This window comes from Micromonospora cathayae, from assembly GCF_028993575.1.
Classification (GTDB): Bacteria; Actinomycetota; Actinomycetes; order Mycobacteriales; family Micromonosporaceae; genus Micromonospora; species Micromonospora cathayae.
In genome coordinates, this window is the sequence record NZ_CP118615.1 from 2,813,506 (window position 1) to 2,828,802 (window position 15,297).

Genomic DNA, 15,297 nt, shown 5'->3' on the forward strand with positions numbered 1-15,297 from the left:
ACCGGAACGGTGGTGACGCCTCGAGGCGGGATGCGCCCTCCTCGGCTGGATCGCATGTGCCGGGAGGGTGGCACTTTTTCGGATAAGACCACGCCGTCCCTAGTCGACGTCGAAGGCGCTGGATCGCCATCGTGACCCTCTCCGGGGCTACGGCAACATGAATGATCTTGTTACGATTGGGGACTCGCCGCAGGCCGCGAGATCGCCCGGATCTGACCCGGAGCGACCACTGTGCTCAGGTCCCGATGCACGCTTGCGCCGAGCTGACCCGTCTCGTGTCCTCCCCGCCTCGGCCTGCGGCGTCGATCCTGATCGACCTTCAAGGGGGAGCCGCGTGTCTCACCTTGTTGCCATGCGCGGTCGTAGCCCGGCCGCCCCGATCGTGACCGGTGACCTGGTCGGCGGGCGGGAGGTGGCCGGATTCGCGTACGCGGAGGATCCGGTGCCGCCCACCCGGGACAACGACCGGTTGTTGTTCGACGGGGACCAGGGGACGACCGACGTTCCCGAGACCATCGTCCCGACCGACGCCCGGGAAGCCGAGCTGCGCGGGGTTGCTCCCCTCGACCGGCTACCCCAGCAGTCGCGGCTACCGGCCGATGACGTCTCTCCCGGACTGACCAACCGGGTGGAGGCGATGCTGGGCCGTTCGGACGCGCCCTGGCGCGCGATCGCCCGGCCGCTGATCGAGGCGTTGTACGAGACGGGGCACGACGTGTGGCTCGCCGGCGGGGCGGTCCGCGACCTCGTGCTCGGGGCCGGTCCGGCGGCGGTACGGGACCTCGACCTGTCCGGTACGGTGCCGCCCGGCAGATTCCACGAGATCGCGTACGACGTCCTGGCGCTCCTCGGCGGCACCGAGAGCGACATGCGGCTCTCCCCCGACAGTCTGGTCTGCTGGACCGAGCCCGAGAAGCCCCAGCTCGCGGAGACGGCGCTCGTCGAGTACCGCAGCCTCGCCCTGTCCGGCTTCCCGTTCCCCGGGACCAGCAGCGACTTCGGCGACGATGCCCGCCATCGCGACCTGACCGTCAACAGCCTGCACTACGACCTGCGGCGGGCGATCGTGATCGACCCGACCGGGCGGGGCATCGGTGACCTGATCGGCCCGGTACGTCGGATCTTCTGCTGCCGGGCATCGCTCGAACCCCGCGAGACGGCCGCCGTCGTGCTCCGAGCGATCAAGTTCGCGCTGCGGTGGGAGGGGGAGGGCGTCACGGTCGAACTCGGTGAGTTGCGGGAGTGGGCCGACCGGCTGCCCTCCGGCCACTGGTCGGGGCTGGATCCCTTCGTGTGGAGGGGAATCCGGGACGACCACCGGGAATACCTCAAACATACCCCAACCGACCGGCAGCTCCAGGTCGCCCGGCTCATCGGCCCGGCACCCGCCCGGTTGATCGGCGATCTCTTGGAGGTGCGGTCATGACCAGCAGGCACCGGCCGCTGAGCACCTGGGTGGCCCGGGTGTCCCCGTCGGGGCTGCTCGGGCCGGTCAACGACGGACGGGAGCGCGCGGACGCCCGTACGTTCTCCTGGTTCGAGAGCGACTGGACGCGGGCCCGGCTGCCCGCCGCACGGGCCGGCCGGGCCGCGCAGATGTCGCTCGCGCTCGTCGAGGACGGTACCGGCGCGGCCGTCGCCGAACTCGACAACTACGGCCGCCCCCTACCGGTGAGTGAGGCGGGCCTGGCGGTCGTCGCCGACGTGGAACGGCGATGGCCCTCCGTCGACGGCGACGCGGGCTGGGCCGCCCTCGCCACCGAACCGCTCCAACTGCGGCACCTGCTGCTCAGACGCCTGGTCACGGAGTCGGCCACCCCACCGCCCGCCGGGCTGTTCCACATCCTCGACTGGCATCTCGTGGCGGACCTGGCCGTACAGCTCACCGGCACGACGGCGGGGCGATCCACCGGCGGACCCCGGATCGCACTACGACACTGGTTCTCGCCGGCGGTACGGGGCCTGACCGCCGGGCTGGAGCAGCTCGACGCCGGGCACCGCGCAGGTCGACCCGACGCCCGGCATCAGGGCACCCAGGGTCTGCTCGCCGCGTTGGAAACGGCCGACGTCCTCCGGATCCCGGAGCCCACCCGCTTCGCGTTGGCCGATCTGCTCGCCGCGATCGCGGACACCCAGCCGATGTACGCGCTCGCCGCGCGCGCCCGCGGCCGCGCGTTGACCGGCCTGCCGGACGGCGACGAACTCCTCCGCATCGCCCTGTCACCGGAGCTGGTGCCCGATGCATCCCCTGGGGGGCGCGAGCAGCAGACCGACGTCATCGGCGACCCCGGGTTCACGCTGTCGGTGACGCGCACCGCCGAGGGAGAGCTCATGATCTCCGTATCCGTCACGGCCGGCGACCCGTCGGCCCTGCCCCTCTTCCTCTCCGTCGAGGTACGACTTCCGGAAGCACCGGCCGAGGACCGGTCGTACTGGGTGGCGCTGAGCCACGAGGACGACCGGCTGACCGGCAGCTTGAACCTGCCGTTGCCCCGGTCCACGTTCGTGGTCAGCGCAGCGGACCTGCCGGTCGGCGCGGCGGCGCTGCGGTTCGTCGACCCGGCGGTCCTGCTGAGCTCCATCCGGTCCAGCGACTTCGACACGGCAAACGCGTGGTTGGAGGCCGCGGAGGACCTGCCCGACGGGCACGCCGTCCGGACGGCCGCGATCCGCTTCGGGGAGCAGCGGTGACCACCACCGAGGAGACGATCGCCGGCACCGAGGAGGCGGTCGCCGCCGCTGATCTGGCGCAACTGCTCGAGATGAACCTCGACGAGGCGGAACGGTACCTGCTGATCGGGAAGTCGCAGCATCTCGTCCGGGCCGTCCGGCAGGCCGTCGAGAACGGTGCGGTCGGGGCACTGGAGCAGGCGTGCACGGGGCAGACCAGGCGGCACAGGGCACTGCCGGCGCTCTCCGAGAACCGCGTGCGGCCGGACGTCCTGGGTCCGCCGTACCGACCCGTGTCCCAGTCGACCGTCGCACACGCTCTGCGGGCACTGGCAGCCCTCGGGTTGGCGTTGACCGTCGAGCAGGATCACGATCCGACGCCCCGGGCCTACCTGGCGATGACCGAGCAGTGGCTGGCGGCGTCCCGTCTCTGTCTGCCGTCCGAGGGGTCCGAGGGGGAGGCCGACCCGGACGAGGTGTCCGCGCTGCTGCGGGCCCTCGGTGTCCCGGCGGACAGCCGGATCGGCATGCTCACGGACGGTGGCACGCTGCGGGATCCGGTACGTTCCACCGCCTGGATCTGGCTGCTGGACCTGTCCGGACGGCTGCCCGGCCGCACGAAGGGGCCGTCCTGCGGTGTGGTCTTCGACCAGGGCGAGCGCGGCGGGCGGGCGACCCTGACGCTGAGCGTCGTGCCGGGTCTGCCGCCGGTGCTGGCACCGGATCCCGCCACGATGACGCTCTGCGCCGTGGACGACGCCTTCCAGCAGATGCTCGTCAGCGTGCGGCGGATGTCCGGGAAGCTGCCCGGCGCCGTGCTGTGGTCGGTGGCCAAGGACGGCCGGCAGCTCACCGGCATCACCGGGCCGTCGATCGGGGGTGCCTTCAGTGTGCTGCACCACGACCTGACCCATCACCGGCCGGTGCTGTCCCGCCTGGGCTTCAGCGAACGACGCCCGGACACCGTCATCGTGGGAGCCGTCGACCACCACAAGCCTGACCTGCTGTGCTCGGTGGGCGGCTACCCGTCCAAGCTGAAGGCGATGCGACAGCGGGACCGGCTGATCGTGCCGGAGAGCGACTACGAGGAGGTCGTCGAACTCGACCGCATCTCGGGCGCGCATCCGACCATCCTCGGAGCGGCCACCCTCGCCGAGGCGGCCCGGCTCAGCCGCCGACCCCAGCGACGGAAGGTGCAACTGGTGGCGCTGCTGCTCGTCGGGGTCCTCGCCATCGTCGCCGGTGGGGTCGGCCTTCGGCAGTGGCTGGTGCAGCGGGCAACCGCCGCCAACCTCGAGGACGCCCGGCTGAGCAACGCCGCCAAGGCGCTCCAGGACCGCGCCGCCGCCGTCGCCGCGGGCGATCCCGCTCTCGCCCTACGCCTGGCGGCGGCCGGCGTGTCGCTCGCCCCGCAGTCGGCCACCCGCGGCAACCTGGTCGGCCTGCTCGCGTCCACCCGCTACCGGGGAGGGCTCCCGCCGGGGGAACCGCAGGGACCGACAACGGACGTGCAGCTCAGTTCCGACGGCCGGGTCATGCTCACGACGACGGGGCAGCGCGAGGCGGTGCTCTGGACCGGGGACGGCGCCCAGCGGTGGACCGAGCGGGGCCGGTTGAAGCTCGCGACCTGGGACCTGCCGAGCCTCAGTCCCAACGGCCGGTTGGTGGCAACCGCCGACGAGGACGCGCTGCTCCTGTTCAACGTGTCCGATCCCGACCGCCCCCGTCGGATCGCCCGGATACCCACCGACGCGGCCGGTCCGGTGGCCTTCAGTCGGGACGGACGGCTGCTGCTGACCGCGACGGTTCCGCCACTCGCCTGGAACGTCGCCGACCCCGCACATCCGAAACGGGCCGGAGCATCCGGCGGTGAGGTGAGCGGGGGCACCAGGATCGCGGTGTGCGGAGACGACGCCTCGGTGGCGGTCGCCGGTGCTGGCGAGGTCATCCTCTACCGGTTGGCCGACGACGGCGGCACCCGTCGGGTCGGGCGGCTGCCCGGCGACTACGCCGAGCCCGTCACGTCCCTGGCCTGCACGGCCGCCGGCAGGCTGGTGACGGGCACGAGCGGTCAGATCGGCGTCGGCGACGTCGACGGTACGGTCGCGGCCTGGGACGTCAGCTCCCCCGACCGGCCCCGCTCGGAAGCTGTCCTGCCCGGTACGAAGGGCGCGATCGACGACGTGGCCGTCAGCCCGGACGGCAGGTTCGTCGCCGCGACGGGCGGGCACGGGACGGCGGTGGCGGCGTTACCCGGCGCGTTCGCGGAGCGGCCCGTCTTCGGCCCGGTCACCGTCCTGGCGGGTGCGGGCGGCATCTCGTTCGATCATGACGGCGCGCGGCTCCTCTCGTCCGGGACCGGCGGACCGGCGGTCGAGTTCTGGGACGTCGCGGACCTCACCGGCATCGCCGGTGCCCATGACGGCGCGTACTTCAGTCACCGCTACTCGGCGGCCGGTGACCTGCTGGCCGCACCGTCCTACGACATGGACGACGGGATCGTCGCCCTCTTCCGGGTGCGGCCCGACGGGAAACCGCAGCCGCTGAGCAGGATCACGACCGCCTACGGCGACCCGGGAGGGTCCTCCCGGGTCGTGGCCCTCGCTCCCGACCGCGGCACGTTGGCCGCCGTCACCCCCGGCGGTATCGGGATGTGGAAGATCACTGATCCTGCGGATCCCCGGCCGGCCGGAGGACTCGACACCGATGCCGCCCTGGTCGACCTGGTCTTCACCCGCGACTCGTCGGTGCTCGTGGGCGTCGACACCGATGGCGAGGCCAGCGTGTGGGACCTGGCCGCCCCGGTCTGGCCCCCACCCACCAGCATCCGTCGGAAACTGTCCACGGTCCCCGGCGCGCCCACCGACGACCACGGCGCGCGGCGGAAGTGGGGCGCGGTGGCGGTCAGCGTGTCCGCCCCGCTGATGGCCACCGCCTCGAGCGACTACGGCACCGTCGCCCTGTGGCGGACGGACGACCCCCGCCGTCCCGAGCCCGCCGCGACGATCAGGTTGCCGGAACCGCCCCCGGACTGGGAGAAACCGCTGGTGGTCGCGCTCTCCGCCGACGGCACCGTGCTCGCCGCCCACCGCGGCGCCGGGACCGGCCTGCGGCTGTGGGACGTGACCGACCCGGACGCCCCGGTCGCCGCGGGCACCCTGACCGGATACGCGTCGACGGTCAACGTCGCGACGTTCGCCCCGCGGGGACGACTGCTCGCCACCGCCGACGGGGACTCCCAACTGCGGCTCTGGGACGTCAACGATCCGGCCCACCCGGTCCCGCTCCTCACCACCAGCGCGGGAATGCAGGGACACCCGCCACACCTGTCGGCGGCGTTCGCCGGCACCGGCACCACCGTCTACTTCGGCGGTGAACAGATCTACAGCTGGCCGGTCGCGGAGGCCGTCGGGATGAGCGCGGACCCACTCGCCTACGCCTGCCAGGTGGTCGGCCGGGGCCCCGACCAGGCCGAGTGGGACAGCGTGGCACCCGGGCAGCCCTGGCGAGAGGTGTGCCGATGAGCTCGTCGATCGCCACGCGCCAGAACGACCGGTACGCCCTGGACCTGCTCGCCGCGCAGCGCGTCCTCTACAGCGAGGTCAAGCGGCTGCGGCGGCTGCGCACCGGGCTCACGGCCGGGGCGGCGGCCGGGAGCATCGCCCTCGCGTCCGCGATCGAACCGGCCCGCGTCCCGGTCGGTCTGCTCTCCGGCACCGGCCTGCTGCTGTTCGGACTCGTCGCCGCCGGCCGGGAACGCCGGCACCGGCAGATCGCGGCGACGATCCAGGAGGAGTTCGACACGTACGTCTTCGGGCTGCCCTGGAACGCCCTGCTCGCCGACCCTCCGCCGACGGACCTGGTCGTCCGGTACGCCAACCGCCGTCGCCGACGCGTCCCCGACCGGGATCTCACCGACTGGTATCCGCCGCCGGCCGGCGGCAACCACGTCGCCGACATGCTCATGTGCCAGCGGGTGAACGTCTCGTGGAGCACGCCCCTGCACCGGTCCTGGGCGACGTTCCTCGGGGTCGTGCTCGCCGCCCTCGTCCTCGCCGTGACGGTGCTCGGAGTCACCGGACCGTTGAGCGGCACCGACCTGGCCGTAGCGGTGATCGCGCCGCTGCTGGCCCCGGTGCAGGGTCTGGCCGAGGCCCTGCGCGACAACGTCGTGCACGCCCGGCAGAGCGCGCGGCTGCACGCCGAGATCCTTGCCCTGTGGCGGTCGGCCCGGGACGGGGCCACGACGGTGACCACGTCCGACTGCCGGCAGGTGCAGGACCGACTCTTCCAGCTGCGCGCGGCCGGTCCCCTCGTACCGGACCGCCTGTACCGCTGGCGGCACCGTCCCCTGGCCGACGCCGTCCAGGCCCAGGTCGACCACCTCTCCGCCCGCTCCCGCTCCGGGAAGGAGCTTCCATGATCCGTCTGACCGCGCTCGCCGGCCTGATGGCCTCCGTCGCCCTCGCCGCGCCCTCCCCGGTCGCCGGCGACGACGCCGAGTTCACCGTGTACCAGACCTTCACCGCCTCGGCCGGATCCGGCGACCCCGGCGCTCCGGCACTGGCGGTCTGGATCCGCGACGCCGTCGCCTGCGAGACGTCCGGCGGCGGCAGCGCTGACCTCGACCGGCTGGCCGCCGACTTCACGCTCCGCGCCGACGCCCGGGTCGTGTTCGGCGTCGGCCTCGACGACCAGGAGGAGAGCGAGTACGGCAGCGCGGGCGTCGTCCTGCGGGGCGGGCCCGCCGAGTTCCTCGCCCTCGCACCGGTGGCGGGGACGGAACCGGGCCGGGTCGCCCTCGACATCTCCTGCCGGGCCTCCGACGGCTCGTGGACCACGATCGTGAAGCACACCTGGGAACATCCCGGCTTCGAGAGCCTTCCGTTGCTCATGCCCGACGCCGAGGTCGAACAGGGCGCACCCGTCGCGGTGTACGACGTGACGGGGGTCTACCAGGAGCAGTTGGTGGACCCGGCCGTGTTCACCGCCGAGATCGACGGCATTGTCGCCACGATCGAGCCCGCCGACGAGAACGGTGCCGCGGCGGTCCGGCCGAAGGAGCCGCCGCGACCCGGCGTACACGTGCTCACCCTCACGTTCGAGGGACGGGAGCTGGTGACGCCGTTCGTCCAACGCGACGGGGCCTCCGCGGGGCCCTCCCCGGTCGCCGGGTCCTCGTCGCCCGCGGAGCCGGCCGCAGCCGCCGGACCCGCGTCGTCGAACCCGGGCCGGTGGGCCTGGCCGCTGACCGCCGGCTCGGCCCTCGTCGTCGTGCTCGTGACGATCGTGGTCCTACGCCGACGTCGCCGTTGAGCCCGGAGCGGGCCTCAGGGGCACGGGTCGGTGGGTGCCCGGCTGTCGGTGGGTGGCCGGCCGTCGGTGGGTGGCCGGCTGTCGGTGGGTGGCCGGCCGCCCGACGGGAAACGTCAGCCCGTCGCGCGGACCACGGTCGGCAGGTGCCGGGTGCTCAGGAAGAAGGTGCCGATGGCGGCGGGTCCGTGGGCCTGGCCTTCTGCGGGTAGATCGTCTCGTGTCGGGCGAGCATGGCGACGAACTCGCTGATCTTCCGTTCGCGGGTCTGGGCCCGTTTGACGGCGTTGAGGCGGTGGATGAGGGCGAACCGGTTGGTTTTGGTGAGTACGTCGAACATGGCCTGGGCGGCGGGGTCGGTGGCGATGGCGGCGAGGAGGTCGTCCGGTACCTCGGCTTCCGATGGTGGGGCGTAGGCGGCGGCCCACCGGCCGTCCGCCTTGGCGGCTTCCACGGCGGCGCGGCCGGTGGGCTGCATGCGTCCCTGGGCCTCAAGTCGGGCCACGTGCTCGACGTTGCGTTGTGACCAGGAGCTGCGGGGGCGGCGTGGGGTGAACCTGATCCAGGAGGTCTCCTGGTCCCGTTTGCGGGCCTGTCCGTCGATCCAGCCGAAGCACAACGCCTCGTCGACCGCCTGCTGCCAGGTCAGTGTGGTGACGGTGCCGCCTTTCCTGGTCAGGGCGAGCCAGACGCCGGGCGAGGTGGCGTGGTGGGCCGACAACCAGGCGCGCAGCGCCTCGGCGTCCGCGACGATCAACTCTTCCAGCTCGGCGCCCGCCATGACGGCAGACTAGCCGCTGCGCCGTGGCCGTGGCCCGCTGGCCGCCCGGGGACGTCGTCGACGGTCGGCCCGGTCGCGTGGTGGCGCGAACACCGGCATCCCGCCGGGCGGTCGCCGGCCCGGTCGGGACACCGGGCCAGCGACCTTCTCCGGGGGGAGCGGTCGTACCGGGTCAGCGGGCCGGGGGCGGGGTCCAGCCGGTGGGCAGCTGCCCGATCCGGACCCGCTGCGGGTGGTCACCCACCGCCACGCTGGCGACCTTCTGCCCGGTGGCGAAGCTGATCGCGGTGACCCGGTCGGTGTCCGACTCGGAGATCACGCAGTCCCGGCCGTCCCCGCTGACCGTGGCCCAGTACGGCTTGCCCGCCGTCACCAGCGGGCCCGGCTGCAACGTGGCGCGGTCGACGACGGTGGCGTAGTTGTCCATGGTGCCGGCCACGCAGAGCTTCGTCCCGTCCGGGCTCATCGACAGCCCGTGGTGCCGGGAGTCGTTGACCCAGGTGGTCCGGTCCTCGCTCGTGTTCGGGTTCTTCGGCAGGGTGGCGATCCGGGTGATGGCGTCGCCGGCCACGTCGTACTCGACGACCCCGTTGAAGAAGGAGACCTGGAAGTACAGCTTCGACTCGTCGGGGGTGAAGACCGCCGGGCGGACCGCGTCGGACAGGTCGCGGCGGCCGGCGGCGTCGAGCCGGGGCCGCATGTCGATGGTCCGTACGGTGGCGAAGCTGGTCGCGTCCGCGATGGTGATCTTCCGGTCGCCCTTGGTCCAGTCCTGGCTGGGGTCGTCGAGCGAGGTGGTGACGTCCCCGATGGACAGGTTCCAGATGCGCCGGCCACCGTCGGTGTAGATGTTCTCGTGCGGCTTGTCCCCGGTCCTGAACGACCCGACCTCCCGCCCGGTGGCGATGTCGAGCACGTGCACCCGGTTGCCCAGCGAGGCGGACACCGCGACCCTGGTCCCGTCCGGGGAGACCGCCATGTGGTCCGAGCGGTACCCGGAGACCGGGAACCGCCAGCGGACCGCGCCGGTGGCCACGTCGATCGACACCACGTCGGCGAAGCTGGGCCGGGACGCGACCACGGCGGTACCGTCCGGCGTGGTGTACATGTCGTCGACGAGCTGGTCGTGGCCCTCGCCCGGCCCTTCCCGGACGCCCAGGTAGAAGGCCAGTCTGATCGGGTTCAGGTAGATCTCGCGGAGCCGTTCGGTCTTGTCGGGGATCACGTTGATCCGGCCGAGCCGGGCGTAGTCGCCCCGGGACCGGATGACGTCGACCGTGCCCTCCCAGTTGTTGCCGACGAACATCACCTCCTGAAGGGCGGTACCGTCGACCGGACCGTCGGCGGGTCGGTGAACCTGGCCACCGGGACGGGTGACGCCGGGACCAGTGACACCGGTACCGGCGACGCCGGCCGGTTCGGCGGGACCGGCGGCGCCGGCCGGAACCGGGCCGCCGCCGGCGACGACGAGGAGGGCGAGCGTGGTGGCGGTGGCCCCGTGCCAGCGGGGACGGCGACCACGGGCGCGCGGGGGCAGGGGTGCTGCTGCTGTCATGGGACCGCTCCTGACCGAGGGGGTAGCCGTGCCGGCGTTCCGCTCGGCGCGGCGCGGTGTTACTTTGCGGTAACAGAAGGAAATCAGTCGAACCTGGACTCCCGGTAGGTGCCGGGAGCCAAGACCCGGGCGGACCGTTGTGCCCCGACCACAGCGGCCGTCGAGGGGAGCGGGGCTGATGGCGCTGCCGGACCGGCTCGTGCCGCTGGGCGCGCTGCTGCGCGACATCGCCGCCGACCAGCGGATCGTGGACGAGATGGTCGAGGCGGCCCGGACCGGCTCACCGGAGATCGCCCGGCTGCCGTGGGCGGAGAACCGCCGGCACGTGGCCGCCCTGCTCGCGGCCGGGCTCTCCTCGTTCGAGCGGCTGACCGACCCGACCGAACGCGACTTCGCCGAGGCGCGCCGGCTGGGTGCCGCCCGGGCCGCCCAGGGCGTTTCGGTGACCGGCCTGCTCCGGGGCGTCCAGGCCGCCCGGCGGGTGGTGGTGGAGACCGCCCTCGGCCGGGGGCGGGCGGCCGGCATCCCGGACACCGCGCTGCTGGAAGGGCTGCTCGACCTGGACCGGTACGCGGGCGCGCTGGAACGGGCCCTGGTGGACGGTTACCACGCCGCCGAACGGGAGCTGGCCCACACCGAGCAGGACGCCCGCAACCGGGTGCTGCGTACCCTGCTGGCCGCCGGTCCGGGCGACCGGGCCGCCGACGGCACGGCCGGCAACGCGGTCGGCGGTCCGGCAGGCGGTGCGGTCGGTCCGGCCGGCGGCACGGCCGGCGGTGCGGTCGGGGGGACGGCCGGCGGCTCGGTGGACGGGTACCGGGCGGACCTGGTCCGGATCGGCCTGCGTCCGGACGGGAGCTACCACTGCGTGGTCACCGACGTGACCGACCCGGCCCGGATCCGTACCGCCGAGCGGCGGCTGTCCCGCTGTGGCGCCGTGTTCGGCACGGTCGACGACCGGCTGACCGGGCTGTCGCCGCACCGGCCGGCGGCCGACGCGTTCGACGGTACGACGCTCGTGGTGGTGGCCCCGGCCCGACCGCTGGCCGACCTGGCGGCGGTGCACGGGCTCTGCGCCGCCGCGCTGCGGGCCGCGACCGAGGCCGGGCTGCGCGGCCGGCACGGGCTGGTCGACCTGGCCGGCGAGACCGCGCTGGCCGCGCAGCCGGCCCTGGCCGACCTGCTCAGTACGACGATGCTGGCGGCTCTCGACCCGGCGGACGGGTTCCACCGGCAGCTGGCCTCGACCGCGCTGGTCTACCTGGACCACGGGCAGCGGCTGGACCACACGGCGGCGGCCCTGCACCTGCACCCGAACACGGTCCGGTACCGGTTGCGGCGGTTCCAGGAGCTGGTGGCGGTCCCGCCGCCGCTCGCCGAGCCGGGCGGCGGCCGGTGGTCGGTGCTGGTCACGGTGCGCTGGTGGTGGGCGCTGCGTACCTGGCTGGCCGGCGCGGAGGGCGACGGAACTCCCGCGTCCCGCCTCCGGCGCTGACCGACGGGCCGCGGTCGGGCGAGGGCGGGCCGCGGTCAGGGCACGGGCGGGCCCGCGGTCAGGGCACGGGCGGGTCGTCGGGTGACGGGCGGGCCCCGGGTGACGGGCGGGCCGCAGTCAGGCGGCGGCGGGCCGCGGTGGTCGGACGCCGGGCGGGCATTGACGGCGCGGTGACGCCGTGGTGACGCGGGCGCAGCAAACTCGCTGGTGGGTGAGCGGGTCAAACCGGCCACACCCAGTCCCGCAGCGGCCGTCGGAGGGGATCCCATGATCAGGACGATGGTCTGGATGCGTACCCGGGAGGGTTGTGAGCAGCTCTTCGAGGCCGAGTGGCTGGCGGCGGCGGAAAAGATCCGTACCCTCGACGGCTGCCTCTGCCAGGAGCTGATCCGGGACGCCGACGACCCGCGCAGCTACCTGATCGTCAGCGACTGGACCGATCGGGAACGGCTCGACGCCTTCGGTCGTAGCGAGTACCGCGACCACCTGATGCGCGTGATCCAGGAGCTACGGGAGTCCGCGCAGCGCAACACGTACCAGGTTCTGCGCACCGTCCGCGGCGAGCCGGAGGAGCTCGTCCGTCCGATCTCACCCAAGGAGCAACCATGGTCTTCCGCAACGTGATCGTCTGCCGCATGGTCCCCGGCAGCGAAGAGACGGTCGGTAACGTGTTCGGGCACTACGACCGCACCACCCGGCCGCAGGACCTGGGCGTCATCGGGCGGTACCTGCTGTCGCACAACGGCCTCTACATCCACATCATCGAGCGGAAGCAGGACCCGAAGGTGTCCGGCCAGAACCGTGGCCTGCCCGCGTTCCAGAAGATCGCCGAGGAGATCGGGCCGTACGTGACGCCGTACCCGAGCTACTGGCAGAAGGCGTCGGACTCGGTGGCGAAGGAGTTCTACCACTGGGCACCGGACGGGGAGCGGCCCTCGGAGACCAGGTTGCAGGTGATCGTGGGCCGGATCAAGCCCGGTGCCGAACCCGACGTGGCGCGGGTCTTCGCCGAGTCGGACGCCGGGTCGCTGCCGGCCGAGATGGGGGTCGCCGGCCGCTGGTTGTACTCGATCGAGGACGTGTACGTGCACCTGCTGGAGCAGGACACCTCGGTCGCCGAGGCGCTGCGTCCCGACCACCGCAAGCCGGCCTTCGCGAAGGTGATGCAGGACCTGGCCCAGTACATCAGCCCGTTCGCGCCGGAGAAGTGGCAGAACCACCGGGACTCGCTGGCCACCGTCTTCTACCACTGGCAGGCGCGGGACTGACCAACGTGACCGTACGGTGCCGCCGGGGGATCGCCCCTGTGCGGCACCGTGCCGTTGGGGCCCGGCCCGCTCACCCGCCGCCGCCGGGCCACTACCAGGATTGCGGTGAGCAGGTGCGCGATGCTATCGGGCATCTGCGCGGTGGACGGAGGACCGCTGCGGGGATCGCGGTCCTGGTATCTCTTCCTCCCGTACTCCTGCGGGAATCCCACGGCTCCTCCAACCCGGTGGTCCGCTCGGGGGCGCGATGCTAGGCCGCCGACCGCCCCGGCCCACCCGATGATGTCGTGATGCCGACTCGCCACAGCTCGCCGCAGTCGGCTGATCCTGCCTGAACGGTGCCGCCGCGCCTTCCGGCGGACCAGCCGACCGTCCCGAGTAGACGGACGCCGTCGTCCGATGGGACAGAGGTGAGGTCTGTGCAGGCCACGGGGTGACGAACGGGTCGACTCTCCACATCGGACGGGCGTACGATCCGGATATCCACGACCGACGTCGAGGCCGACGGCGTCGTCCGGCCGATCACAGCAGTAGGCGGTGGTGCCGGCCGCTGTCGCGCCGGGTGGTCCGCCACCCGGCCGGACCTGCTGGTCGGCAGAGGAACCGCCCAGCACACCGATCCCATCGGCGATCCGGCCTCTGGTCGCCGCGTCCGACGGATCACCGCGAGGACTTGCGCCGACCCCGGAGGTGGACATGTCGCCCGACAACATCGATCTTCGCGTACTGGCCGAGCGGCCGGTGGTGCGCGACGATTCTCCGAGCGAGGTCGACCTGGTGGTGCACGTGGCCACCAGCCGGAGCATCGGTGACCAGCCGGCGAGCCACGCCCTCAACCTCTGCGTGGTCATCGACCGGAGCATAAGCATGTCCGGTCACAAGCTGGAAGCCGCCAAACAGAGTTGTGTCGAGATCTGGGAGAACCTGAACCCGGGCGACCACTTCACGGTTCTGGCGTTCGACCACGACGTCTTCCGGGTGAGCAACCCGCAGACGCCGCCCGACCAGGTCAAAGACCGGATCATGGCGCTGGGCGCCGGCGGCTCCACCAACCTCGCGAAGGGCTGGTACCTGGGCCTGCTCGAACTCCAGAGCTACAGCACCGACCGACACCTCAACCGCATGATTCTGCTCTCCGACGGTCAGGCGAACCAGGGCGAGACCAAGCCGTCGCTGCTCGGCGCGGAGTCCGGCCGGGCGCGCGACGAGCTGGGGATCACCACCTCGACCGTCGGGATCGGCACCGACTTCCAGGAGGACATCCTCGCCGCGATAGCCCGCGCCTCCGGTGGGAGGTTCTGGTACATCGGCGACTCCAGCATCCAGGACATCATCCGCGAGGAGTTCAGCGGCGCGCTGTCGGTCTACCTCGAACGCCCGAGCGTCCGGCTCGACCTGCCGGCTCCGGCATCCGTGGTCGCCGAGTACCACGACCTCGCCAGGGTGGCCGGTCGCTACCGCCTGCGTCCGATCAAGGGGAACGACCGGTTCGCGTTCGGTGTGCGGCTGCTGGTCGATCCCGCGCAGGTCGACGGCGTCGAGCTGCCCGTCACCGCGACGCTGCTCGACGGCACAGGGACGGTCGCGTCGACCACGACCGTCCTCCGGCTGGGTGGCCTGGCGGAGTACGCCAGCAGCGTCGAGGACCCGACCGTCGCCATGGTCATCTCGCGCTACCTGACGGCGAAGACCGACGAGGAGATGGTGGAACAGGTCGATGCGGGCGATGTCAGCACCATGATCACGATGCTGGACAAGCAGTCGAGCCTGATGATGGAGATCGAAGGCAAGCTCGGCGGCGTCATGCCGCTGTCCTGGGAGGCGATGACCGAAGCGGAGCGGCTGAAGAACGAGCGGCTCCTGGCGGAACAGCGCATCGAGCGGGAGCAGCTCCTGCGGGAACTCGAGGAGAACGAGTCCCTCCGGGTGGTGGGCGAACTGATCGACCTCGTCCAGGGGCTCGGCGCGGACGACCTCGTGCGTGACCTGGAAGGCCGGATCCGCAAGCACTACCGGCACCGGTCGTACCGGGATCTCGACTACCACGGGCACAGCCCCGTCGACGTGTCCCGGGACCGTTCCGAAGTGACCGGTCTGCTCCAGGCCGCGATCCGCGTCGGTCAACGCGTCGCCGCGGACCACCCGTACGCCCGGGAGGAGATCTCCGCCATCGTCAGGAGGATCGGTGAGCAACTGGTGCGCCTTTCCTGAGCGG

The 15,297-nt window shown here is 72.5% G+C and carries 11 protein-coding genes; 9 read left to right on the top strand and 2 right to left on the bottom strand.

All coding sequences use genetic code 11. The features are described from left to right. The first annotated feature begins 352 nt into the window (after nt 1-352). From PVK37_RS13070 to PVK37_RS13090, 5 genes are read left to right on the top strand one after another with little or no spacing between them, the layout of a single operon-like run. Entirely contained in the window at nt 353-1,426 is a 1,074-nt protein-coding gene (locus PVK37_RS13070) for a nucleotidyltransferase family protein (RefSeq protein ID WP_275034185.1), read from the top strand. After that, entirely contained in the window at nt 1,423-2,691 is a 1,269-nt protein-coding gene (locus PVK37_RS13075) for a hypothetical protein (protein WP_275034186.1), read from the top strand. The genes PVK37_RS13070 and PVK37_RS13075 overlap by 4 nt, the downstream gene beginning before the upstream one ends. Further along, on the top strand, nt 2,688-6,194 hold the full coding sequence (locus tag PVK37_RS13080) for a WD40 repeat domain-containing protein (protein ID WP_275034187.1): 3,507 nt from the start codon (nt 2,688-2,690) through the stop codon (nt 6,192-6,194). The genes PVK37_RS13075 and PVK37_RS13080 overlap by 4 nt, the downstream gene beginning before the upstream one ends. Continuing rightward, nucleotides 6,191-7,093, top strand: coding sequence for an S-4TM family putative pore-forming effector (locus tag PVK37_RS13085; RefSeq protein ID WP_275034189.1), 903 nt, complete (start codon nt 6,191-6,193; stop codon nt 7,091-7,093). The genes PVK37_RS13080 and PVK37_RS13085 overlap by 4 nt, the downstream gene beginning before the upstream one ends. Next, nucleotides 7,090-7,986, top strand: coding sequence for a hypothetical protein (locus PVK37_RS13090; RefSeq protein ID WP_275034191.1), 897 nt, complete (start codon nt 7,090-7,092; stop codon nt 7,984-7,986). The genes PVK37_RS13085 and PVK37_RS13090 overlap by 4 nt, the downstream gene beginning before the upstream one ends. 154 nt (nt 7,987-8,140) lie before the next feature. On the opposite strand, the gene PVK37_RS13095 is transcribed toward PVK37_RS13090, so the two are convergent. After that, nucleotides 8,141-8,764: a YdeI/OmpD-associated family protein gene (locus PVK37_RS13095; protein WP_275034192.1), complete on the bottom strand. Its 624-nt coding sequence runs from the start codon at nt 8,762-8,764 to the stop codon at nt 8,141-8,143. A gap of 172 nt (nt 8,765-8,936) precedes the next feature. Next, a complete protein-coding gene (locus PVK37_RS13100) occupies nt 8,937-10,319 on the bottom strand; it encodes a YncE family protein (RefSeq protein ID WP_423791032.1) in 1,383 nt (460 codons plus the stop codon). 178 nt (nt 10,320-10,497) lie between these two features. On the opposite strand from PVK37_RS13100, the gene PVK37_RS13105 reads away from it, so the two are divergent. The 4 genes from PVK37_RS13105 to PVK37_RS13120 all read left to right on the top strand — a co-directional run bounded on the left by PVK37_RS13105 (nt 10,498) and on the right by PVK37_RS13120 (nt 15,293). Continuing rightward, on the top strand, nt 10,498-11,814 hold the full coding sequence (locus PVK37_RS13105) for a helix-turn-helix domain-containing protein (RefSeq protein WP_275034193.1): 1,317 nt from the start codon (nt 10,498-10,500) through the stop codon (nt 11,812-11,814). 267 nt (nt 11,815-12,081) lie between these two features. Then, on the top strand, nt 12,082-12,438 hold the full coding sequence (locus PVK37_RS13110; RefSeq protein WP_275034194.1) for a putative quinol monooxygenase: 357 nt from the start codon (nt 12,082-12,084) through the stop codon (nt 12,436-12,438). Next, on the top strand, nt 12,420-13,082 hold the full coding sequence (locus PVK37_RS13115; RefSeq protein ID WP_275034195.1) for a TcmI family type II polyketide cyclase: 663 nt from the start codon (nt 12,420-12,422) through the stop codon (nt 13,080-13,082). The genes PVK37_RS13110 and PVK37_RS13115 overlap by 19 nt, the downstream gene beginning before the upstream one ends. 696 nt (nt 13,083-13,778) lie before the next feature. After that, complete coding sequence (locus PVK37_RS13120) at nt 13,779-15,293, top strand: vWA domain-containing protein (protein WP_275034196.1); 1,515 nt, start codon at nt 13,779-13,781, stop codon at nt 15,291-15,293. The last annotated feature ends 4 nt before the right edge of the window (nt 15,294-15,297 follow it).

Bases quoted from the DNA above. Each gene is read 5' to 3' on its own strand.
- PVK37_RS13105 (WP_275034193.1), top strand. From the start codon at position 10,498: ATGGCGCTGCCGGACCGGCTCGTGCCGCTGGGCGCGCTGCTGCGCGAC.
- PVK37_RS13090 (WP_275034191.1), top strand. From the start codon at position 7,090: ATGATCCGTCTGACCGCGCTCGCCGGCCTGATGGCCTCCGTCGCCCTC.
- PVK37_RS13075 (WP_275034186.1), top strand. From the start codon at position 1,423: ATGACCAGCAGGCACCGGCCGCTGAGCACCTGGGTGGCCCGGGTGTCC.
- PVK37_RS13110 (WP_275034194.1), top strand. From the start codon at position 12,082: ATGATCAGGACGATGGTCTGGATGCGTACCCGGGAGGGTTGTGAGCAG.
- PVK37_RS13085 (WP_275034189.1), top strand. From the start codon at position 6,191: ATGAGCTCGTCGATCGCCACGCGCCAGAACGACCGGTACGCCCTGGAC.
- PVK37_RS13115 (WP_275034195.1), top strand. From the start codon at position 12,420: ATGGTCTTCCGCAACGTGATCGTCTGCCGCATGGTCCCCGGCAGCGAA.
- PVK37_RS13100 (WP_423791032.1), bottom strand. From the start codon at position 10,319: ATGACAGCAGCAGCACCCCTGCCCCCGCGCGCCCGTGGTCGCCGTCCC.
- PVK37_RS13070 (WP_275034185.1), top strand. From the start codon at position 353: ATGCGCGGTCGTAGCCCGGCCGCCCCGATCGTGACCGGTGACCTGGTC.
- PVK37_RS13095 (WP_275034192.1), bottom strand. From the start codon at position 8,764: ATGGCGGGCGCCGAGCTGGAAGAGTTGATCGTCGCGGACGCCGAGGCG.
- PVK37_RS13120 (WP_275034196.1), top strand. From the start codon at position 13,779: ATGTCGCCCGACAACATCGATCTTCGCGTACTGGCCGAGCGGCCGGTG.